Source organism: Flavobacterium daemonense, from assembly GCF_007341385.1.
GTDB classification, from domain to species: Bacteria; Bacteroidota; Bacteroidia; order Flavobacteriales; family Flavobacteriaceae; genus Flavobacterium; species Flavobacterium daemonense.
On the sequence record NZ_VJYD01000007.1, the window covers coordinates 133,489 to 152,689 of the forward strand.

At 34.2% G+C, this 19,201-nt stretch carries 31 protein-coding genes; 1 reads left to right on the top strand and 30 read right to left on the bottom strand.

Annotated features, from left to right (window positions below; genetic code table 11):
- Nucleotides 1-24: 24 nt before the first annotated feature.
- Both recR and FND99_RS11035 read right to left on the bottom strand, forming a co-directional pair.
- Complete coding sequence (gene recR / locus FND99_RS11030) at nt 25-645, bottom strand: recombination mediator RecR (RefSeq protein ID WP_144338046.1); 621 nt, start codon at nt 643-645, stop codon at nt 25-27.
- A 151-nt stretch (nt 646-796) separates the two neighbouring features.
- Nucleotides 797-1,162 carry a CoA-binding protein gene (locus FND99_RS11035; RefSeq protein ID WP_144338047.1) on the bottom strand — a complete coding sequence of 122 codons (366 nt, stop codon included), beginning with the start codon at nt 1,160-1,162 and terminating at the stop codon, nt 797-799.
- 153 nt (nt 1,163-1,315) lie between these two features.
- Between FND99_RS11035 and FND99_RS11040 the strand changes: the two genes are divergently transcribed.
- On the top strand, nt 1,316-1,942 hold the full coding sequence (locus FND99_RS11040; protein WP_144338048.1) for a MarC family NAAT transporter: 627 nt from the start codon (nt 1,316-1,318) through the stop codon (nt 1,940-1,942).
- Nucleotides 1,943-2,025: 83 nt separating this feature from the next.
- Here FND99_RS11040 and ctlX read toward each other — a convergent pair whose 3' ends face one another.
- The 28 genes from ctlX to rplV all read right to left on the bottom strand — a co-directional run bounded on the left by ctlX (nt 2,026) and on the right by rplV (nt 19,199).
- Nucleotides 2,026-2,961 carry a citrulline utilization hydrolase CtlX gene (ctlX, locus tag FND99_RS11045; protein ID WP_144338049.1) on the bottom strand — a complete coding sequence of 312 codons (936 nt, stop codon included), beginning with the start codon at nt 2,959-2,961 and terminating at the stop codon, nt 2,026-2,028.
- Nucleotides 2,962-3,032: 71 nt separating this feature from the next.
- On the bottom strand, nt 3,033-3,947 hold the full coding sequence (locus tag FND99_RS11050) for a dimethylarginine dimethylaminohydrolase family protein (protein ID WP_144338050.1): 915 nt from the start codon (nt 3,945-3,947) through the stop codon (nt 3,033-3,035).
- 64 nt (nt 3,948-4,011) lie between these two features.
- Nucleotides 4,012-5,289 (bottom strand): citrate synthase, encoded by a 1,278-nt coding sequence (locus tag FND99_RS11055; protein ID WP_144338051.1) that lies wholly within the window; start codon nt 5,287-5,289, stop codon nt 4,012-4,014.
- A gap of 156 nt (nt 5,290-5,445) precedes the next feature.
- Nucleotides 5,446-6,738, bottom strand: coding sequence for a phosphopyruvate hydratase (gene eno, locus FND99_RS11060; RefSeq protein ID WP_144338052.1), 1,293 nt, complete (start codon nt 6,736-6,738; stop codon nt 5,446-5,448).
- Between the two features lie 102 nt (nt 6,739-6,840).
- The gene (gene carA / locus FND99_RS11065) at nt 6,841-7,959 is read right to left on the bottom strand and encodes a glutamine-hydrolyzing carbamoyl-phosphate synthase small subunit (RefSeq protein ID WP_144338053.1); all 1,119 of its coding nucleotides are present in this window, start codon (nt 7,957-7,959) and stop codon (nt 6,841-6,843) included.
- Nucleotides 7,960-8,210: 251 nt separating this feature from the next.
- Entirely contained in the window at nt 8,211-8,702 is a 492-nt protein-coding gene (gene rplQ, locus FND99_RS11070; RefSeq protein ID WP_095931493.1) for a 50S ribosomal protein L17, read from the bottom strand.
- 62 nt (nt 8,703-8,764) lie between these two features.
- Nucleotides 8,765-9,757, bottom strand: a complete 993-nt coding sequence (locus FND99_RS11075) for a DNA-directed RNA polymerase subunit alpha (RefSeq protein ID WP_026109818.1) — start codon at nt 9,755-9,757, stop codon at nt 8,765-8,767.
- 21 nt (nt 9,758-9,778) lie between these two features.
- Nucleotides 9,779-10,384, bottom strand: a complete 606-nt coding sequence (gene rpsD, locus FND99_RS11080; protein ID WP_029272055.1) for a 30S ribosomal protein S4 — start codon at nt 10,382-10,384, stop codon at nt 9,779-9,781.
- A gap of 92 nt (nt 10,385-10,476) precedes the next feature.
- The gene (rpsK, locus tag FND99_RS11085) at nt 10,477-10,860 is read right to left on the bottom strand and encodes a 30S ribosomal protein S11 (RefSeq protein ID WP_007803677.1); all 384 of its coding nucleotides are present in this window, start codon (nt 10,858-10,860) and stop codon (nt 10,477-10,479) included.
- Between the two features lie 8 nt (nt 10,861-10,868).
- The gene (gene rpsM, locus FND99_RS11090) at nt 10,869-11,243 is read right to left on the bottom strand and encodes a 30S ribosomal protein S13 (RefSeq protein WP_012022478.1); all 375 of its coding nucleotides are present in this window, start codon (nt 11,241-11,243) and stop codon (nt 10,869-10,871) included.
- A 2-nt stretch (nt 11,244-11,245) separates the two neighbouring features.
- Nucleotides 11,246-11,362, bottom strand: coding sequence for a type B 50S ribosomal protein L36 (gene ykgO, locus FND99_RS11095; RefSeq protein WP_002987490.1), 117 nt, complete (start codon nt 11,360-11,362; stop codon nt 11,246-11,248).
- Nucleotides 11,363-11,374: 12 nt separating this feature from the next.
- Nucleotides 11,375-11,590: a translation initiation factor IF-1 gene (infA, locus tag FND99_RS11100; protein WP_026714631.1), complete on the bottom strand. Its 216-nt coding sequence runs from the start codon at nt 11,588-11,590 to the stop codon at nt 11,375-11,377.
- Nucleotides 11,591-11,597: 7 nt separating this feature from the next.
- The gene (gene secY, locus FND99_RS11105) at nt 11,598-12,944 is read right to left on the bottom strand and encodes a preprotein translocase subunit SecY (protein ID WP_144338054.1); all 1,347 of its coding nucleotides are present in this window, start codon (nt 12,942-12,944) and stop codon (nt 11,598-11,600) included.
- A gap of 12 nt (nt 12,945-12,956) precedes the next feature.
- Nucleotides 12,957-13,409 carry a 50S ribosomal protein L15 gene (gene rplO / locus FND99_RS11110; protein ID WP_144338055.1) on the bottom strand — a complete coding sequence of 151 codons (453 nt, stop codon included), beginning with the start codon at nt 13,407-13,409 and terminating at the stop codon, nt 12,957-12,959.
- An 11-nt stretch (nt 13,410-13,420) separates the two neighbouring features.
- Entirely contained in the window at nt 13,421-13,603 is a 183-nt protein-coding gene (gene rpmD, locus FND99_RS11115; RefSeq protein WP_008464315.1) for a 50S ribosomal protein L30, read from the bottom strand.
- 12 nt (nt 13,604-13,615) lie between these two features.
- Nucleotides 13,616-14,140: a 30S ribosomal protein S5 gene (rpsE, locus tag FND99_RS11120; protein ID WP_085950926.1), complete on the bottom strand. Its 525-nt coding sequence runs from the start codon at nt 14,138-14,140 to the stop codon at nt 13,616-13,618.
- Nucleotides 14,141-14,143: 3 nt separating this feature from the next.
- Nucleotides 14,144-14,494 carry a 50S ribosomal protein L18 gene (rplR, locus tag FND99_RS11125; protein ID WP_109190655.1) on the bottom strand — a complete coding sequence of 117 codons (351 nt, stop codon included), beginning with the start codon at nt 14,492-14,494 and terminating at the stop codon, nt 14,144-14,146.
- Nucleotides 14,495-14,505: 11 nt separating this feature from the next.
- Entirely contained in the window at nt 14,506-15,048 is a 543-nt protein-coding gene (gene rplF / locus FND99_RS11130) for a 50S ribosomal protein L6 (protein WP_144338056.1), read from the bottom strand.
- 18 nt (nt 15,049-15,066) lie between these two features.
- On the bottom strand, nt 15,067-15,465 hold the full coding sequence (gene rpsH, locus FND99_RS11135) for a 30S ribosomal protein S8 (protein WP_029272051.1): 399 nt from the start codon (nt 15,463-15,465) through the stop codon (nt 15,067-15,069).
- Nucleotides 15,466-15,570: 105 nt separating this feature from the next.
- Nucleotides 15,571-15,840 (bottom strand): 30S ribosomal protein S14, encoded by a 270-nt coding sequence (rpsN, locus tag FND99_RS11140; RefSeq protein ID WP_008464305.1) that lies wholly within the window; start codon nt 15,838-15,840, stop codon nt 15,571-15,573.
- Between the two features lie 3 nt (nt 15,841-15,843).
- A complete protein-coding gene (rplE, locus tag FND99_RS11145) occupies nt 15,844-16,395 on the bottom strand; it encodes a 50S ribosomal protein L5 (RefSeq protein WP_017495015.1) in 552 nt (183 codons plus the stop codon).
- A gap of 2 nt (nt 16,396-16,397) precedes the next feature.
- Nucleotides 16,398-16,712, bottom strand: a complete 315-nt coding sequence (gene rplX, locus FND99_RS11150) for a 50S ribosomal protein L24 (RefSeq protein ID WP_144338057.1) — start codon at nt 16,710-16,712, stop codon at nt 16,398-16,400.
- An 11-nt stretch (nt 16,713-16,723) separates the two neighbouring features.
- Nucleotides 16,724-17,092, bottom strand: coding sequence for a 50S ribosomal protein L14 (rplN, locus tag FND99_RS11155; protein ID WP_007803649.1), 369 nt, complete (start codon nt 17,090-17,092; stop codon nt 16,724-16,726).
- Nucleotides 17,093-17,094: 2 nt separating this feature from the next.
- Nucleotides 17,095-17,355: a 30S ribosomal protein S17 gene (rpsQ, locus tag FND99_RS11160; RefSeq protein ID WP_144338058.1), complete on the bottom strand. Its 261-nt coding sequence runs from the start codon at nt 17,353-17,355 to the stop codon at nt 17,095-17,097.
- Nucleotides 17,356-17,372: 17 nt separating this feature from the next.
- A complete protein-coding gene (rpmC, locus tag FND99_RS11165; protein ID WP_008464297.1) occupies nt 17,373-17,564 on the bottom strand; it encodes a 50S ribosomal protein L29 in 192 nt (63 codons plus the stop codon).
- A 12-nt stretch (nt 17,565-17,576) separates the two neighbouring features.
- Nucleotides 17,577-18,002, bottom strand: a complete 426-nt coding sequence (gene rplP, locus FND99_RS11170) for a 50S ribosomal protein L16 (protein WP_017495016.1) — start codon at nt 18,000-18,002, stop codon at nt 17,577-17,579.
- A 19-nt stretch (nt 18,003-18,021) separates the two neighbouring features.
- Nucleotides 18,022-18,780, bottom strand: coding sequence for a 30S ribosomal protein S3 (gene rpsC / locus FND99_RS11175; RefSeq protein ID WP_008464292.1), 759 nt, complete (start codon nt 18,778-18,780; stop codon nt 18,022-18,024).
- Between the two features lie 5 nt (nt 18,781-18,785).
- Entirely contained in the window at nt 18,786-19,199 is a 414-nt protein-coding gene (rplV, locus tag FND99_RS11180; RefSeq protein WP_007803631.1) for a 50S ribosomal protein L22, read from the bottom strand.
- Between the last annotated feature and the right edge of the window lie 2 nt (nt 19,200-19,201).

The window sequence follows — 19,201 nt, forward strand, 5'->3', positions numbered from 1 at the left end:
ATCTATATCTTATTTGGGTTTTGTTTAATTGTTTTTGAATGTTTTTTCGAAAGGAATGCGATGCAAAATACTTCTACCAAGAGTAACTTCATCGGCATATTCTAATTCATCGCCTACAGAAATCCCTCTTGCAATTGTTGAAATTACAATTTGTGATTCTGCAATTTGTTTATAAATATAAAAGTTAGTCGTATCTCCTTCCATAGTTGAACTAAGCGCAAAAATAATTTCGGTTACTTTTCCAGCTTTGACTTTTTCAACCAGACTTGAAATATTCAGCTGACCCGGGCCCACCCCCTCAATGGGAGAAATTTTCCCTCCAAGCACATGATAAATCCCTTTGTACTGACCTGTATTTTCAATAGCCATTACATCACGAATATCCTCGACAACGCAAATAATCTGTTGGTTTCTTGCAGTATTAGCGCAAATTTCACAAACTTTTGTATCCGAAATATTATGGCAATTTTCACAAAACTTAATATCTTCTCTCATATTCAACAGGGCCTGAGACAGAAATCCAGTTTGCTCTTTTGGTTGCTTAAGCAAATGAAGAACCAATCGTAAAGCAGTACGCTTTCCAATTCCTGGTAATTGCGACATTTCGTTAACTGCTTTTTCTATTAATTTTGATGAAAATTCCATGACGACAAAAGTAACATTTTTAACGGTATCAAAGACTTTCAAGCAATTAAATTCAATCTTTTAAGAATATCAGATTAATCCTCTTTTGCACATTAACAAAAACAGCTTTCCAAAATAATTGAAAAGCTGATTAAAAAAAAGTTTGCGCTAATTAATATTGATTTGTCGCCAATAAAACCAGTGTACAAGCGACTTCAACTTGGATATTATTCAATTCTAATAACTGATAAAATTCTGGGTTTTCTGTTCCCGGATTAAAAATCACTCTTTTAGGCTGTGCTTCAATGATGTAATTGTAATAATCACGCTGACGTGCAGGATTTAAATACAAGGTAACCGTATCGATATTTTTGACTGGAATCGCTTTCGTGTGAATTTTTACACCTGCAACTTCTCCCGTATTTTGCCCGATTGCTAAAACGGTATGTCCTTTTTGCGTAAGCATATTTATAGCTCTAAACGCATAACGATCTGGTTTTGTTGTAGCACCAAGAAGCAAAGTTTTTTTGTTTTTCATCTTTTTAAAATATATTCTGCAAAAATAGCTAAAAAGAACGAGCTAAGCTTGCCTTATTAATTCCGAATATTAATCCTAAAAAACAATATCATAACGCAAAATAATCTGTCAATTTAAAAATTTGACTACTTTTACTTGACTAACCAAAATTATATGGATCTATTCATTTATTTATTTGCTGCACTTTTTTCGGTATTAAACCCAATTGGAACTGTCCCAATTTTTGTTGGGCTGACACAACATGATTCGCAAAAAGAGCGTTCAAGAATTTCTCTTTGGACAGCTATAAATGTTGGTATAATTTTATTGGTCTCTTATTTTATAGGGCAATATGTTCTAACATTTTTCGGAATAAGCATTGATGCATTACGAATTGCTGGTGGAATTGTAATCGTAAATTCAGGATTTTCATTATTATCGGGAAAGTTCAACAAGAAACGAGGAATCAATAAAAAGATCGAAAACGAAGCGCAACAAAGAAACGACATAGCACTAACGCCTTTAGCAATACCAATGCTTGCTGGCCCTGGGTCTATGTCATTGCTAATAGCCTTCTATCAAGAACATCATCAAATGGAAGAAATCACTTTTTCATGTCTTGCTATTATAGCTATTGCAATAGTCATTTTTGCAATTCTAAAAAGCGCACATTACCTAGCCCGAATATTAGGAGCCTCAGGAATTGTTGCAATATCTCGAATTGTCGGTTTTATTGTAATTTCGATCGGAATTCAATATATAGTAAGTTCTATCATAAATATTATAAAGGGAAATTTTTAACCCAAATCATTCATTTTTAAACATAAAAAATGGGATAAAACTTAAAGCTTTATCCCATTTTTATTTTATTTAAGAATCTCTTTTTAGTTTCTTGGCAAAAACACTTCCGCCATCATGCATCGTGCACTTCCGCCACCGCAAGCCTCGATAGTATCCAAACTTGAACTCAAAATTTCTGCATGTTTTTCTAATTGTGCGATCTGCTTTGGAGTTAAACTCTGATGTGCCGATGCACTCATTACAATATATTTTTTATCGTTTGCTCCTCTAACTTCAAGCATATTTCCAGCAAAATTATTTACTTGATCCTCTGTAATCAAAATAATTTCTTTTTTATCGTCTTTCAAATTGTCAAGAACCATTTTGCGCTCTTTTTTATCATCTATGCAATCAGCACAAATAACAGCAAAGGTTTCTCCGAGACACATCATCACATTTGTATGATAAATCAGTTTTCGTTCTCCGTCAACGGTCTGAAACGCTTCAAAAATTACAGGCGCATAATCAAAATCTTCACAAAATTCAATAAACAATTCTTCATCTGCACGAGGTGACAATGCGCAATAGGCTTTTGCATTGGCACGATCTAAAAGCAAACTTCCAGTTCCTTCTAAAAAATACCCATCGTCTTCTGCAGAAGTATAGTCCATTATATTTGAAATTTCGAAACCTTTTTCTTCTAAAGTATCCAAAATATCCTCACGACGTTCTTGACGTCTATTTTCAGCAAACATCGGGTAAAGCGCTACATCTCCATTTTCATGAAATGAAACCCAGTTATTTGGAAAAATACTATCTGGAGTATCCGTTTCCAATGTATCTTCGATCACAGTCACATCAACCCCAACTGCTCTAAGTTTTTCAACAAAAGCATCAAATTCCTGTTGCGCTTTTGCATTAACAGTGCTTGGCAATAATCCGTCCAATACTTTTTGGTAATAATTATTTACTGCAGTCTGCTCATTCATTCTAAAAGCAACTGGCCTAATCATTATGATTGCATTTGTTGTCTGTTTCATTTTTTATATTTTTTTTTGTTTCAGGTTTCAAGTTTCAGGTTCTGTAAAAACTTGAAACTCTGAAACTATATTTAATCTCTAATTAATGGCAGAGTTGAACATCTCAACAACCCTTCTTGTTTTGCAATTTCGGCATATGGAATCTCTTCAACAGTAAAACCATTTGAGCGAAGCCAATTATTAAGTCGAGTGAAATTTTTCTCAGAAACTACAACATTTTTATCGATCGAAAATACATTCGAAAACATATTATACATTTCATTTCGCTCGATATGGAATAAATTTTCTTTCCCAAAAAGATTTACTAAGTACAGATAATCCGCCTCTTCACGAAAACCTCTTTTATAAATAATTCCTTTATTCTCACCAACTGGCTGAAAACAACAATCTAAGTGCAAGGCATTATCTCTGGCTTCTAGTTTAGATTTTACCAAATCAAATTCTTTTACAATTTTATTAGGAAACAGCTCTTTAATAAAATTAACGCCATGCATATTTGTTCGCGCAGTGATATAATCTTTATAATCACTTCCTTTATAAGTACCTATAAAAATATGATCATTCCAAAGCATAACATCGCCACCTTCAATGTGAACTTCTTCTGGCGGACGAACAACTTTCTTTGGATCAATTTGATCGATTACATACTGAATCGCATCTAATTCGCGTTCGCGATCAGGCAATATATTTGACTTCACAAAAACATCATCAATTACAAATCCTATATCTCTAGCAAAAATCTGATTATAATTCTCGATCATTTCTGGACGATAAACTTTTACATCATATTTTTGAAAAACGTAATTAAAAGCCTCCATCTCAGCAACCATATCTTTTTCTATTGGATATGTCCCTGCTTTAATATGTTCCAATGACTTAGGGTCATAAGCTTCCTCTAAGGTTGGAGTTGGCCCATTATGAACGGCAGAACCCAAAACTACGGCACGAAGCCGTGACGTTTCGTTCTTTACATTTAATTGCAACATAACTCTATTATATTTTGAGCAAAGATAAAAAAAGCTTCACATTGTAAGTGAAGCTTTCTATTTTTTATTTGTTACGTTTAAATTCTCTCAAAGGATGACCTGTATAAATTTGTCTTGGTCTTCCAATAGGCTCTTTGTTTTCACGCATTTCTTTCCATTGAGCAATCCAGCCTGGAAGTCTTCCAATAGCAAACATTACCGTAAACATATCTGTTGGAATTCCTAATGCTCTGTAAATAATTCCAGAATAGAAATCTACATTTGGATATAAATTTCTTGATTTGAAGTAATCATCTTCAAGAGCCGCTTTTTCTAATTTTCTCGCGATATCTAAAATAGGATCTTCAACTCCTAAAGTTTCTAAAACCTCAGTAGCCGCTTTTTTGATGATTTTTGCTCTTGGATCGAAGTTTTTATAAACTCTATGTCCGAATCCCATTAAACGGAAAGGATCATTTTTATCTTTTGCTTTTGCTAAGAATTTTTCAGTATCTCCACCATCTTTGTTGATTTCTTCCAACATTTCAAGCACCGCTTGATTCGCACCTCCATGTAGAGGTCCCCAAAGAGCAGAAACTCCAGAAGAAATAGAAGCAAATAAACCAGCGTGAGATGAACCAACCATTCTTACAGTCGACGTTGAACAGTTTTGTTCGTGGTCTGCATGAAGAATAAATAATTTATCCAAAGCATCAATAACAACTGGATTTGCTTTGTAAGGACCTGTAGGTAATTGAAACATTAATTGCATAAAATTCTCAACATATCCTTTTGTGTTATCAAAGTAATTCAACGGATACCCCATTGATTTTCTGTACGTCCAAGTTGCAATAACTAAAAACTTAGCCATTGTTTTACAAATTGCCTCATACATTTCTTTTTCATTATCCACATTTACTGCTTTTGGGTTAAAAGCAGTCAAAGCGCTTGTCAAAGCTGACAATACGCCCATCGGATGTGCGGTTTTTGGAAAACCGTCAATGATATTTTTCATTTCTTCGTTTACTAACGAATGTTTTTTAATACCATTTTCAAATTGCTCTAATTGCTCTGCAGTAGGCAATTCACCAAAAATTAAAAGATAAGATACTTCTAAGAAGCTAGCTTTTTCTGCTAAATCTTCGATTGAATATCCTCTATAACGCAAAATTCCTAATTCTCCGTCTAAGAAAGTGATTTCACTTGTACAAGAACCAGAATTTTTATAACCTGGATCGATTGTAATAATACCAGTTAAATCACGTAATTTGTTAATATCGATAGCTGATTCATTTTCACTTCCTGTGATAACCGGAAGTTCAATTTTTTTACCATCTACTTCTAATGTAGCTATTTTTGACATAATATAATCGGGAATAATTCTATAAAATAATAATTTATCAAATCTAAGGAATTTAAGACTAATTAAAAAAAGAATCCTGCTATGAATTTGTTAAAACTCCAAAAAAAAACCATCCGCCGTAGCGGATGGTTTGAAATCAATATATAACTCTTACAATTATTTAATTTTGAAAGCTTTTAAGCCAGGGAAATAAGCAGTACTTCCAAGTTCTTCTTCAATTCTTAATAATTGATTGTATTTAGCCATACGATCAGAACGTGAAGCAGAACCAGTTTTGATTTGTCCACAGTTTAAAGCAACTGCTAAATCAGCAATTGTATTATCTTCTGTTTCTCCAGAACGGTGAGACATAACTGAAGTATATCCAGCATTTTTAGCCATATTTACTGCAGCAATAGTTTCTGTTAAAGTTCCAATTTGATTTACTTTTACTAAAATTGAATTAGCAATTCCTTTTTCGATACCAGTTGACAAACGCTCAACATTAGTAACGAACAAATCATCACCCACTAATTGTACTTTATTTCCAATTTTTTCAGTTAAAGCTTTCCATCCATCCCAGTCATCTTCATACATACCATCTTCGATAGAGATAATTGGATATTTAGCAGCAAGTTCAGCTAAATAATCAGCTTGCTCCGCAGAAGTTCTGATTTTTCCAGTTTCACCTTCAAATTTAGTGTAATCGTATTTACCGTTTACATAAAACTCAGAAGCTGCACAGTCAAGAGCAATCATAATTTCATCGCCGAAAGTATATCCAGCTTTTTCAACAGCAAGTTTAATAGTATCTAAAGCATCTTCAGTACCACCAGACAAGTTTGGAGCAAAACCTCCTTCATCACCAACAGCTGTACTTAAACCTCTGTCATGTAAAACTTTTTTCAAGCTGTGGAAAATTTCAGTTCCCATTTGCATAGCATGTGTAAAAGAAGTCGCTTTTACAGGGAAAATCATAAACTCTTGAAATGCAATAGGAGCATCAGAGTGAGAACCACCATTGATGATGTTCATCATTGGAACAGGTAATGTATTAGCAGAAACTCCACCCACATATCTGTATAATGGCAATCCTAGTTCATTTGCAGCAGCTTTAGCAGCAGCTAAAGAAACTCCCAAAATTGCATTAGCTCCTAATTTAGATTTATTTGGAGTACCATCTAAATCAATCATTAATTGATCGATAGTATTTTGTTCAAAAACAGAAGTTCCAACTAATTCTTCAGCAATAACAGTATTTACATTATTCACTGCATTCAAAACTCCTTTACCTAGATAAGCTTTACCACCATCACGTAATTCAACAGCTTCGTGCTCTCCAGTTGATGCTCCAGATGGAACAGCAGCTCTTCCTAAAACCCCATTTTCAGTTACAACATCAACTTCAATAGTAGGATTACCTCTAGAATCAAGAATTTGTCTTGCGTGAACTTTAATTATAATACTCATTATTTTTGTTTTTTTATTAGTAAATTATATTTTTTTTTCGAAATTATAAAAATATTTAATAGTAAAAACGTATTTAAACCAATATATACCTTTATTTATTAACTACATCGTTTTAGCGGTAGCTTGTTTTATATTCTCAACAAACTGATCAAACAAATAAGATGAATCATGTGGCCCCGGGCTAGCTTCTGGGTGGTATTGCACAGAAAAACAGTTTTTGTTTTTCATTCGCATACCAGCTACTGTTCCATCATTTAAATGCAAATGCGTAATTTCTAATTCTGGATGGTTATCTAACTGCTCTTTGTTCACAGCAAAACCATGATTCTGAGAAGTAATCTCACCTTTACCAGTAACTATATTTTTTACAGGATGGTTAATTCCGCGGTGACCGTTAAACATTTTATACGTCTGTACTCCATTTGCCAAAGCTATAACTTGGTGACCAAGACAAATTCCAAACAATGGTTTATCATCAGCCAAAATCTCCTTTGCAACTTGTATTGCACCAAATAAAGGATCTGGATCACCAGGCCCATTTGACAAGAAATAACCATCAGGATTAAATTCAGACATATCTTTATATGTAGAATTATACGGAAACACTTTAATATAACAATCTCTTTTTGCAAGATTTCTTAGAATATTCTTTTTAATTCCAAGATCTAATGCTGAGATTTTATATGTTGCGTTTTCATCACCAAAAAAATAAGGCTCAGTAGTTGACACTTTTGAAGCCAACTCTAAACCTTCCATGTTTGGCACATTTGCCAATTCTTTTTTCAAATCTTCAATCGAAGTTCCATCAGTACAGATAACAGCATTCATAGCACCATTATCGCGGATATAACTCACAAGCGCACGAGTATCAACATCAGAAATACAGATTAAATTCTGCTTTGCAAAATAATCTTCCAAACTTTCTGAAGCTCTTTCACGAGAATAATTAAAACTGAAGTTTTTACAAACTAAACCAGCAATTTTGATGCTGTCAGATTCAACTTCTAAATCATTAACACCATAATTTCCAATGTGAGCATTTGTTGCTACCATTATTTGTCCAAAATAAGAAGGATCTGTAAAAATCTCTTGATATCCCGTCATTCCAGTATTAAAACAAACTTCACCAAAAGTCTTACCGCTAATACCGATAGACTTCCCGTAAAAAATGGTTCCATCGCTTAGTAATAAAATGGCGCTTTGTCGTGTTGTGTATTTCATTCTTTAATTGTATTGTTTTTAGATCATCCTATGAAACATGCTATCTTGTTTCAATTGTAATTAGATATTGTGCAAATTTACTTCTTTAAAAGAGTGCTTCCAAGATTTTTTAAAAAATTCATTAATAAAAATAAAACCTTCACATTCAAATAAGTTAAATTTTACAACTTTTAAAAAAATCAAAAAAAAAAAAAAAGGATAAACTAAAAATTAGTTTATCCTTGATTTCTATAGAATCATTACTTTCATAATTATTCAGAAGCTTCAGTAGTCGTTTCTGTTTCAGCAGCAGGAGCTTCTGGAGCAGCAGTTTCAGCTTTTTTAGCTTTACCACCACGACGGCTTTTCGCTTTTTTAACTTCTTTTTTACCTCCATTGTAAAGTTCATTGAAATCTACAAGTTCGATCATTGCCATATCAGCATTATCTCCCAAACGATTTCCAACTTTAATGATACGAGTGTATCCACCTGGACGGTCACCAACTTTAGCAGCTACGTCTCTGAACAAGTCAGTTACAGCATATTTGCTACGTAAGTAAGCAAAAACAATACGACGATTGTGAGTCGTATCCTCTTTTGATTTTGTGATTAAAGGCTCAACAAATTGTTTAAGCGCTTTAGCTTTAGCAACAGTTGTGTTAATACGTTTGTGCTCGATAAGAGAACAAGCCATATTAGCTAACATAGCTTTTCTATGTCCAGTCTGTCTGCTTAAGTGGTTGAATTTTTTTCCGTGTCTCATGACGTGTTTTTTTTATCTTCATCTTGCTACAATCCACTATGGAGAGCAAAATATGAAGTAAATTATTCTTTATCTAATTTGTATTTAGCTAAATCCATTCCGAAAGTTAAATTCTTCACTGCAACAAGTTCATCAAGTTCAGTTAAAGATTTTTTACCAAAATTACGGAATTTCATTAGGTCATTTTTATTGAACGATACTAAATCACCAAGTGTATCAACTTCAGCCGCTTTCAAGCAATTTAATGCTCTTACAGATAAATCCATATCAACAAGCTTAGTTTTAAGCAATTGTCTCATATGCAATGACTCTTCATCATACGATTCTGTTTGTGCAATTTCGTCAGCCTCAAGTGTAATTCTTTCGTCAGAAAACAACATGAAATGGTGAATTAAAACTTTGGCAGCTTCAGTAAGAGCATCTTTTGGATTAATAGATCCATCAGTTTTGATTTCGAAAACTAATTTTTCGTAATCTGTTTTTTGCTCAACACGGAAGTTTTCAATTGCATATTTTACATTTTTTACCGGAGTAAAAATAGAATCTGTAAAAATTGTTCCAATTGCAGCATTCTGTTTTTTGTTCTCTTCAGCAGGAACGTATCCTCTACCTTTTTCGATTGTTAAATCGAAGTTCAATTTGATTTTAGAATCTAAATTACAGATAACAAGGTCTGGATTCAAAACTTGGAAACCTGAAATAAATTTTTGAAAATCACCTGCTGTCAATTGATCTTTACCAGAAACAGAAATTGTAACTGCTTCATTATCGATATCTTCAATCTGACGTTTGAAACGCACTTGTTTTAGATTAAGGATAATTTCGGTAACATCTTCAACAACACCTGAAATAGTAGAAAACTCATGATCTACACCTTCGATACGAACAGATGTAATTGCATAACCTTCTAATGCTGAAAGCAAAACTCTTCTAAGTGCATTACCAACTGTCAATCCGTAACCAGGTTCTAAAGGTCTAAATTCAAATTTACCTTCAAAATCGGTTGAATCGATCATGATAACTTTATCGGGCTTTTGAAAATTAAATATTGCCATAAATTTCGACTAAGTCAATTATTATTTGTTGTACAACTCTACGATTAATTGTTCTTTAATGTTTTCTGGAATTTGAAGTCTTGCAGGTACAGAAACGAAAGTTCCCTCTTTAAGATCATTGTTCCAAGTAATCCATTCATAAACATGACTTGAATTTGATAAAGAACGTTCGATAGCTTCTAAAGATTTAGATTTTTCACGAACTGCAACTTTATCACCAGGCTTAAGGTGGTAAGAAGGAATGTTTACAACTTCACCATTAACAGTAATGTGTCTGTGAGATACAATTTGACGAGCACCTCTTCTAGATGGAGCAATTCCCATTCTAAAAACAACATTATCCAATCTTGCTTCGCATAATTGTAATAAAACCTCACCAGTTACACCTTTAGTTGCTGATGCTTTTTCGAATAAATTTCTGAATTGTTTTTCTAAAATTCCATAAGAATATTTAGCTTTTTGCTTTTCCATTAACTGAACAGCGTACTCAGATTTTTTTCCTCTTTTTTTAGCCATCCCGTGTTGTCCAGGTGGGTAATTTCTTTTTTCGAAAGATTTGTCATCTCCGAAAATTGCTTCGCCAAATTTACGAGCGATTCTTGTGCTAGGACCAGTATATCTTGCCATTTTAATTTGTTTAAGATAGAGATTATGAATTCAGGTCTTATCCTTCGATAATCTATGTTCTATCTAGGTTATACTATAATTTATTTTGAGTATTAAACTCTACGTCTTTTAGGAGGACGACATCCGTTATGAGGCATTGGAGTAACGTCGATAATCTCAGTAACTTCAATTCCACCGTTATGAATAGAACGGATAGCAGACTCACGTCCGTTTCCTGGTCCTTTTACATAAACTTTAACTTTTTTAAGTCCTGCCTCAAGAGCTACTTTGCTACAATCTTCTGCTGCCATTTGAGCTGCATATGGAGTATTCTTTTTAGAACCTCTGAAACCCATTTTACCAGCTGAAGACCAAGAAATAACTTCACCTTTCTTATTTGTCAAAGAAATGATAATATTGTTGAAAGTGGCAGAAATATGAGCCTCACCCGTTGATTCAACGATAACTTTACGTTTTTTTGCAGTTGCTTTAGCCATATTACTTATTATTTAGTTGCTTTTTTCTTGTTAGCAACAGTTTTTCTTTTACCTTTTCTTGTTCTAGAGTTGTTTTTAGTTCTTTGTCCTCTTAATGGAAGACCAGATCTATGACGGATACCTCTGTAACAACCAATATCCATTAAACGTTTGATGTTCAAAGAAACTTCAGAACGCAATTCTCCTTCAATTTTGTAAAATGAAACTGCATCACGAATTGCTCCGATCTCGTCATCATTCCAATCTTGAACTTTTTTATCTTGGCTAACTTGAGCTTTCTCTAAAATCTCAATAGCTCTACTTTTTCCTAATCCGAAGATGTAGGTAAGTGCGATAACACCTCTTTTGTTTTTTGGGATATCTACCCCTGCTATTCTTGCCATAATTATCCTTGTCTTTGTTTAAATCTAGGATTCTTTTTGTTTATTACGTACAGTCTCCCTTTTCTACGCACGATAATGCACTCGGCACTTCTCTTTTTTACTGATGCTCTAACTTTCATAGTAATTATCCTTTAATATCGATAAGTAATTCTTGCTTTTGACAAATCATAAGGACTCATTTCTAGTTTCACTTTATCACCAGGTAATAATTTGATGTAATGCATTCGCATTTTACCAGAAATATGAGCAATTACAACATGTCCATTTTCTAACTCTACACGGAACATCGCATTTGACAATGCTTCAATGATTGATCCGTCTTGTTCTATTGCTGATTGTTTTGCCATAAATATATTAAGCTACCGCTTTTCTATTTTTACCAGTCTTCATTAAACCATCATAATGCTTGTTTAACAAGTATGAATTGATTTGTTGAATAGTATCTATTGCAACCCCAACCATAATTATTAATGAGGTACCTCCAAAAAACATTGCCCAAGATTGTTGTACATCCATAATACTTACAACAATAGCTGGGAACACAGCAATCAAAGCAAGGAATAAAGATCCTGGGAAAGTTATTAAAGACATCACTTTATCTAAAAACTCAGATGTTTCAGCTCCAGGACGAACTCCAGGAATAAAACCACCGCTTCTTTTTAAATCATCAGCCATTTTGTTTGTAGGAACAGTAATTGCAGTATAGAAAAATGTAAATACAATAATTAAAGTTGCAAATACAAAATTATACCAAAAACCGAACATATTACTAAATGCTCCAACAATAGATTGTGATGTATCTGATTTAGATAATCCAGCTACAGCTGCAGGTATAAACATAATTGCCTGAGCAAAAATGATTGGCATAACTCCAGAAGCATTAAGCTTAAGAGGAATCCACTGTCTATTACCACCTGCCAAATCTTGCTCATAGTCACCAGTTGTCGTACGACGAGCGTACTGAACTGGAATTCTACGTACTGCCATTGTAAGCAATACACAAGAAATAATTACTAATAACCATACAATAATTTCAATGGCCATTAACATCAAACCTCCAGTGTTGTTTGTAACTACAGATTTGAATTCTTGCATAAAAGCTTGTGGTAAACGAGCTAAAATACCAACCATAATCAATAACGAAATTCCGTTTCCAATACCTTTATCAGTAATTTTTTCACCTAGCCACATAGCAAAAATTGTACCAGTAACTAAAATGATTACAGACGAGAATAAAAATTCAGGTGAATTAAAGCCTAGTAGAAAAGCACTACCAGGCAATGTTCTGTATAAATTATAGATATAAGTTGGACCTTGAACCAATGTAATAGCAATAGTTAACCAACGTGTAATTTGATTAATCTTTTTTCTACCACTCTCCCCATCATTTTGAAGTTTTTGTAAATAAGGAATCGCAATTCCCATTAACTGAACAACAATAGATGCAGAAATATAAGGCATAATCCCTAAAGCAAAAACTGAAGCTTTAGAAAATGCACCTCCGGTGAACATGTCTAGGATAGATCCTAAACCATTTTTAGTTTGTCCTGCTAACCCCATCAATTGAGTTGCGTCAATTCCAGGAAGCGTAACGTGTGCTCCAAAACGATATACTAAAAGTAATCCTAAAGTAATTAGAATTCTATTCTTTAGTTCTTCGATTTTCCAAACATTGCTAATTGATTCAATAAATTTCTTCATACAATAGAAAAATTATATTGTTACAGCCTCTCCACCAGCAGCTTCAATAGCAGCTTTTGCAGTAGCAGTAAATTTGTGAGCAGTTACTTTTAATTTTGCTTTCAATTCTCCTCTTCCTAAAATCTTAACGATTTCATTTTTAGAAGCTAGACGGTTTGCAACAAATTCTGTCATAGAAACAGAATCAGTAATCACACCTTTGTCAACTAATAATTGAAGCGTATCTAAATTAACACCTTCGTATTCTTTACGATTGATGTTTGTGAAACCAAACTTAGGAACACGTCTTTGAAGTGGCATTTGTCCTCCTTCAAAACCAATCTTTTTAGAATAACCAGAACGAGATTTTGCTCCTTTGTGACCTCTTGCAGCAGTGCCACCTTTTCCAGAACCTTCTCCTCTACCTACTCTCTTATTTTGATTGTGTGTTGATCCTTCAGCTGGCTGTAAGTTACTTAAATTCATAACAGTATTTGTTATTTAGCTTCTTCAACAGAAACTAAGTGTTTAACTTTGTTTATCATCCCAAGGATAGCAGGATTTGACTCATGCTCTACAACTTGTCCAATTTTACGTAGACCTAAAGCTTCCAAACCTCTTTTTTGAGAAAGAGGACAGTTGATTTTGCTTCTTACTTGTTTTACTAATAATTTAGCCATAATTTCCTTGAATTAACCTTTAAAAACTTTTTCTAAAGAAACACCTCTTTGTTTTGCAACAGTGTGAGCGCTTCTCATCTGTAATAAAGCATCAAAAGTTGCTTTCACTACGTTATGAGGATTTGATGATCCTTGAGATTTAGATAATACATCGTGAATACCCACTGACTCAAGAACTGAACGAACAGCTCCACCAGCAATAACTCCTGTACCATGAGAAGCAGGAATTAAGAATACACGCGCACCACCAAATTTACCTTTTTGTTCGTGAGGAACAGATTGTCCATTCAAAGGAATTTTTACTAAATTTTTCTTAGCATCTTCCACTGCTTTCGCAATTGCTTCAGAAACGTCTTTAGATTTTCCTAATCCGTGACCAACTACTCCATTTTCATCACCTACAACTACAATAGCAGAAAAACCGAAAGCTCTACCACCTTTTGTAACTTTAGTAACACGATTAACACTTACCAGACGATCTTTAAGTTCAAGACCACTAGGTTTTACCAATTCTACATTTTTGTATTTAGACATAATATATTAGAATTTAAGTCCAGCCGCTCTTGCGCCTTCTGCTAATGATTTAATACGACCGTGATATAAATATCCACCTCTATCAAAAGTGATGGTATCAATCCCAGCTTTTAACGCTTTCTCTGCAACTAATTTTCCAACAGCAGCAGCGATTTCAACGTTAGTACCTTTTCCTATTTCTTTTTCTCTAGAAGATGCAGCTAATATAGTAACTCCATTTACATCATCAATGATTTGAGCGTAAATTTCTTTATTACTTCTAAACACAGACAATCTAGGTCTTGCAGCAGAACCACTAACCGATTTTCTAATTCTGAATTTAATTCTCTGTCTTCTTTCAGATTTTGTTAATGACATAATCTTATTTTTTAAGCTGATTTACCTGCTTTTCTTCTTAATACTTCACCCACAAATTTAACACCTTTTCCTTTATATGGCTCTGGCTTACGGAAACCTCTGATTTTCGCAGCAACTTGACCTAAAAGTTGTTTATCAAATGATGTTAATTTTACGATAGGGTTCTTACCTTTTTCAGATATTGTTTCTAGAGATACTTCTGGAGCAATTTCTAAAACAATATTGTGAGAATATCCAAGAGCTAAATCTAATTTTTGACCTTGGTTTGAAGCTCTATATCCAACTCCAACTAATTCTAGTTCTTTTGTGAAACCTTCAGAAACACCCACAATCATATTATTGATCAAAGATCTAAATAATCCGTGTTTTGCTCTATGGTCTTTATGATCAGACGATCTTTCAACTTGAACTTGATCGCCTTCAACAGTTACATTTACGTCCGAAAACTCCTGAACTAGTTGACCTTTTTTTCCTTTTACCGTAATAATACCGTCTTTAACTTCAACAGTTACACCAGCAGGGATTACAATTGGGCTTTTACCTATTCTTGACATCTTATCTAGTGTTTAAAATTAGTATACGTAACAAATTACTTCACCACCTACATTTAATTGCTTAGCTTGTTTTCCAGTCATCAAACCTTTCGATGTAGAAACAATAGCAATTCCTAATCCGTTAAGGATTCTAGGTAATTTGGCAGCACCTGCGTACTTACGTAAACCAGGTTTACTAATTCTTTGGATATCTTTGATTACAGGCTCTTTAGTATCTTTATCATACTTTAAAGCAATTTTGATAGAACCTTGAACAGTGTTCGTTTCAAATTTGTAACTTAAGATATAACCTTGATCAAATAAGATCTTAGTTATCTCTTTTTTAAGATTAGATGCTGGAATTTCAACAACTTTGTGGTTTGCAGCCACAGCGTTACGAACTCTAGTCAAATAATCTGCAATAGGATCTGTATACATATGTATTTGATTGCGATTATGGTTTTCGGGAGATACTCATCTCCCGAACCTTTAATCAATTAAAAATTATTTTTTGGTTTGCAAAAGTAATAACTTATTGCCAGATTACCAAGATGCTTTTTTAACACCTGGAATTAATCCATTGTTAGCCATTTCACGGAAAGTTACACGTGAAATACCGAATTGACGGATATAACCTCTTGGTCTTCCAGTCAATTTACAACGGTTATGCAAACGAACAGGTGAAGCATTTTTTGGCAGTCTTTGTAAACCTTCGTAGTCTCCAGCTTCTAATAAAGCTTTTCTCTTCTCAGCATACTTAGCTACTGTTTTCTCTCTTTTCACCTCGCGGGCTTTCATTGATTCTTTAGCCATGTCTTAATTCTTTTTAAAAGGTAATCCTAATTCAGCCAATAATGACTTTGCTTCCTTGTCTGTTTTTGCAGTAGTAACAAATGTAATATCCATTCCTGAGATTTTGTTTACTTTGTCAATATCAATTTCTGGGAAAATGATTTGCTCCAAAACTCCAAGATTGTAATTACCTCTTCCGTCGAAACCAGTAGCTTTGATACCACTAAAATCTCTAACGCGTGGTAAAGCAGAAGTAATAAGTCTATCTAAAAACTCATACATTCTTTCACCACGTAAAGTAACTTTTGCTCCAATAGGCATTCCTTTTCTCAATTTAAAAGACGCAACGTCTTTCTTTGAAATTGTAGATACTGCTTTTTGTCCAGTGATCTTTGTCAACTCATCAACAGCATAGTCAATAAGTTTTTTATCAGATACAGCTGCACCAACTCCACGGCTCAAAACGATTTTTTCAAGTTTTGGAACTTGCATTACGTTTGTATATCCGAACTCTTCTTTAAGAGCAGAGATTACTCTACTCTTATATTCTTCTTTTAGTCTAGGTGTATATGCCATTACTATAGTACTTGATTAGATTTTTTTGAAAATCTTACTTTCTTATCTCCTTCTACTCTAACTCCTACTCTAGTTGTTTCCTTAGTTTTAGGATCAATTAAAGCAATGTTAGAAATTTGAATAGAAGCTTCTTTCTTAACGATACCACCTTGAGGGTTTTTAGCACTTGGTTTTGTATGTTTTGAAACCATGTTCACACCTTCAACTATCGCTTTATTTTTCTCACGGTAAACACGTAGAACTTTACCTTCAGCACCTTTATGGTCTCCAGCAATAACTCTTACGATATCTCCTGATTTTATTTTTAGCTTTATCATCTTAAAACGAATTAAAGCACTTCTGGTGCTAATGATACAATTTTCATGAATTGCTTTTCACGAAGTTCTCTTGCTACCGGACCAAAAACACGAGTCCCTCTCATTTCACCTGCAGCATTCAAAAGAACACATGCATTATCATCGAAACGGATATAAGAACCATCAGCTCTTCTCACTTCTTTTTTGGTACGTACAACAACTGCAGTTGAAACAGCTCCTTTTTTCACGTTTCCGTTTGGAGTTGCATCTTTAATAGATACTACAATCTTGTCACCAACAGAGGCATACCTTCTTTTGGTACCTCCTAAAACACGGATAGTTAAAACTTCCTTAGCTCCCGTGTTATCTGCTACTTTTAGTCTTGATTCCTGTTGTACCATAATTATTTAGCTCTTTCTAAGATTTCAACTAATCTCCAACATTTTGTTTTACTTAAAGGACGCGTTTCGCTAATTCTTACAGTATCTCCAATGTTACAGTCGTTTGTTTCGTCGTGTGCAACATATTTCTTTGTTTTCAACACGAACTTACCGTATAATGGGTGTTTTACTTTTCTTACTTCAGCAATAACAATAGATTTATCCATTCTATTTGAAGTAACAACACCTATTCTTTCTTTTCTTAAATTTCTTTTTTCTTCCATCTTTCAGCAGAATACAATTATTGTAACTCTCTTTTAGTTAACTCTGTAGCCAATCTTGCAACTGTTCTTCTAACGCTTCTAATTTGAAGTGGGTTAGCAATTGGAGAAATAGCATGAGCCATTTTTAGGTCAGCATATACTTTCTTAGTTTGACTAAGCTTTTCTTGCAACTCCGCTGCAGAAAGATCTTTTATTTCTGATTGTTTCATAATAAATATAAATTATGCTTCGAAATCTCTAGCAACGACGAACTTAGTTTTAACTGGAAGTTTCTGAGCTGCAAGACGTAAAGCCTCTTTTGCAACTGACAATGGAACTCCTCCAACTTCAAACATAATTCTTCCTGGTTTAACAACAGCAGCCCAATACTCAACTGCTCCTTTACCTTTACCCATACGTACTTCAAGAGGCTTCTTAGTGATAGGTTTGTCTGGAAATATTTTAATCCATAATTGTCCTTCTCTCTTCATGTAACGAGTTGCAGCGATACGCGCAGCTTCGATTTGACGAGAAGTTAAGAACATTCCATCTTCATGTACAGATTTAATACCAAACATTCCATTTGAAAGCTCATGCCCTCTTTGAGAGTTACCTTTCATTTTACCTTTTTGTACCTTACGGTATTTTGTTCTTTTAGGCTGTAACATTTTTCTTTAGTTTAAAAATTTACTTTCTTTTACGAGCGTCTGGTTTTCCACCTTTGTTAAAGTTAGATTTGCCTCTAGGAGCATCTCCACCTTTACCACCACCTGTACCAGATTGTTTTTTGTCCATTCCAGCAAGTGGAGAAAGTTCTCTCTTACCGTAAACTTCACCTTTCATGATCCATACTTTGATACCCATTCTACCATAAGTAGTGTGAGCTTCAGCCAAAGCATAATCAATGTCAGCTCTGAAAGTTGATAGAGGGATTCTACCTTCTTTGAAACCTTCCGAACGCGCCATCTCAGCACCATTCAAACGACCAGAAATCAAAACTTTGATACCTTCAGCGTTCATACGCATAGAAGCAGCAATAGCCATTTTGATTGCACGTCTGTAAGAAATACGGCTTTCGATTTGTCGAGCGATGCTAGTCGCCACAAGATAAGCATCTAACTCAGGTCTTTTGATTTCAAAGATGTTGATTTGAACCTCTTTGTCAGTAACTTTCTTAAGTTCTTCTTTCAACTTGTCTACCTCTTGCCCACCTTTTCCGATAATAATACCAGGTCTAGCAGTAGTGATAGTAACGGTTACAAGTTTCAAAGTTCTCTCGATGATTACTTTTGATACACTAGCTTTTGATAAACGAGCATGGATATACTTTCTGATTTTGTGATCTTCGGCTAATTTATCACCGTAATCATTTCCACCATACCAGTTTGAGTCCCATCCTCTGATGATACCAAGTCTATTTCCAATTGGATTTGTCTTTTGTCCCATGCTGCTTAAGAATTGCTTTGTGTGTTATTGATAGCTCCAAGCACGATTGTAACGTGGTTAGAACGTTTTCTTATTCTGTGTGCGCGACCTTGAGGAGCTGGACGAAGTCTTTTCAACATCATTCCACCATCTACTCTGATCTCTTTAACAAATAATCCAGCTTCTTCTAAATTACCTTCACTATTTTTTTGCTCCCAGTTGTTGATTGCAGATAATAATAGTTTTTCTAATTTTCTTGAAGCTTCTTTAGAACTGAATCTTAAAATGTTAAGTGCTCTTTCTACCTTCTGACCTCTTACCAAGTCCGCTACTAAGCGCATTTTTCTAGGTGAAGTAGGGCAGTTATTCAATTTTGCGAAAGCAATAGACTTATTAGCCTCTTTTCTCGCATCTGCTGTTTCTCTTTTACGAACTCCCATTG

What these genes read in the sequence shown, in the direction of transcription:
- recR (WP_144338046.1), bottom strand. Translation starts at nt 645, where the DNA reads ATGGAATTTTCATCAAAATTAATAGAAAAAGCAGTTAACGAAATGTCG.
- FND99_RS11035 (WP_144338047.1), bottom strand. Translation starts at nt 1,162, where the DNA reads ATGAAAAACAAAAAAACTTTGCTTCTTGGTGCTACAACAAAACCAGAT.
- FND99_RS11040 (WP_144338048.1), top strand. Translation starts at nt 1,316, where the DNA reads ATGGATCTATTCATTTATTTATTTGCTGCACTTTTTTCGGTATTAAAC.
- ctlX (WP_144338049.1), bottom strand. Translation starts at nt 2,961, where the DNA reads ATGAAACAGACAACAAATGCAATCATAATGATTAGGCCAGTTGCTTTT.
- FND99_RS11050 (WP_144338050.1), bottom strand. Translation starts at nt 3,947, where the DNA reads ATGTTGCAATTAAATGTAAAGAACGAAACGTCACGGCTTCGTGCCGTA.
- FND99_RS11055 (WP_144338051.1), bottom strand. Translation starts at nt 5,289, where the DNA reads ATGTCAAAAATAGCTACATTAGAAGTAGATGGTAAAAAAATTGAACTT.
- eno (WP_144338052.1), bottom strand. Translation starts at nt 6,738, where the DNA reads ATGAGTATTATAATTAAAGTTCACGCAAGACAAATTCTTGATTCTAGA.
- carA (WP_144338053.1), bottom strand. Translation starts at nt 7,959, where the DNA reads ATGAAATACACAACACGACAAAGCGCCATTTTATTACTAAGCGATGGA.
- rplQ (WP_095931493.1), bottom strand. Translation starts at nt 8,702, where the DNA reads ATGAGACACGGAAAAAAATTCAACCACTTAAGCAGACAGACTGGACAT.
- FND99_RS11075 (WP_026109818.1), bottom strand. Translation starts at nt 9,757, where the DNA reads ATGGCAATATTTAATTTTCAAAAGCCCGATAAAGTTATCATGATCGAT.
- rpsD (WP_029272055.1), bottom strand. Translation starts at nt 10,384, where the DNA reads ATGGCAAGATATACTGGTCCTAGCACAAGAATCGCTCGTAAATTTGGC.
- rpsK (WP_007803677.1), bottom strand. Translation starts at nt 10,860, where the DNA reads ATGGCTAAAGCAACTGCAAAAAAACGTAAAGTTATCGTTGAATCAACG.
- rpsM (WP_012022478.1), bottom strand. Translation starts at nt 11,243, where the DNA reads ATGGCAAGAATAGCAGGGGTAGATATCCCAAAAAACAAAAGAGGTGTT.
- ykgO (WP_002987490.1), bottom strand. Translation starts at nt 11,362, where the DNA reads ATGAAAGTTAGAGCATCAGTAAAAAAGAGAAGTGCCGAGTGCATTATC.
- infA (WP_026714631.1), bottom strand. Translation starts at nt 11,590, where the DNA reads ATGGCAAAACAATCAGCAATAGAACAAGACGGATCAATCATTGAAGCA.
- secY (WP_144338054.1), bottom strand. Translation starts at nt 12,944, where the DNA reads ATGAAGAAATTTATTGAATCAATTAGCAATGTTTGGAAAATCGAAGAA.
- rplO (WP_144338055.1), bottom strand. Translation starts at nt 13,409, where the DNA reads ATGAATTTAAGTAACTTACAGCCAGCTGAAGGATCAACACACAATCAA.
- rpmD (WP_008464315.1), bottom strand. Translation starts at nt 13,603, where the DNA reads ATGGCTAAATTATTAGTAAAACAAGTAAGAAGCAAAATCAACTGTCCT.
- rplR (WP_109190655.1), bottom strand. Translation starts at nt 14,494, where the DNA reads ATGTCATTAACAAAATCTGAAAGAAGACAGAGAATTAAATTCAGAATT.
- rplF (WP_144338056.1), bottom strand. Translation starts at nt 15,048, where the DNA reads ATGTCAAGAATAGGTAAAAGCCCAATTGTAATCCCTGCTGGTGTAACT.
- rpsH (WP_029272051.1), bottom strand. Translation starts at nt 15,465, where the DNA reads ATGTATACAGATCCTATTGCAGATTATTTGACTAGAGTTCGTAACGCT.
- rpsN (WP_008464305.1), bottom strand. Translation starts at nt 15,840, where the DNA reads ATGGCTAAAGAATCAATGAAAGCCCGCGAGGTGAAAAGAGAGAAAACA.
- rplE (WP_017495015.1), bottom strand. Translation starts at nt 16,395, where the DNA reads ATGGCATATACACCTAGACTAAAAGAAGAATATAAGAGTAGAGTAATC.
- rplX (WP_144338057.1), bottom strand. Translation starts at nt 16,712, where the DNA reads ATGATAAAGCTAAAAATAAAATCAGGAGATATCGTAAGAGTTATTGCT.
- rplN (WP_007803649.1), bottom strand. Translation starts at nt 17,092, where the DNA reads ATGGTACAACAGGAATCAAGACTAAAAGTAGCAGATAACACGGGAGCT.
- rpsQ (WP_144338058.1), bottom strand. Translation starts at nt 17,355, where the DNA reads ATGGAAGAAAAAAGAAATTTAAGAAAAGAAAGAATAGGTGTTGTTACT.
- rpmC (WP_008464297.1), bottom strand. Translation starts at nt 17,564, where the DNA reads ATGAAACAATCAGAAATAAAAGATCTTTCTGCAGCGGAGTTGCAAGAA.
- rplP (WP_017495016.1), bottom strand. Translation starts at nt 18,002, where the DNA reads ATGTTACAGCCTAAAAGAACAAAATACCGTAAGGTACAAAAAGGTAAA.
- rpsC (WP_008464292.1), bottom strand. Translation starts at nt 18,780, where the DNA reads ATGGGACAAAAGACAAATCCAATTGGAAATAGACTTGGTATCATCAGA.
- rplV (WP_007803631.1), bottom strand. Translation starts at nt 19,199, where the DNA reads ATGGGAGTTCGTAAAAGAGAAACAGCAGATGCGAGAAAAGAGGCTAAT.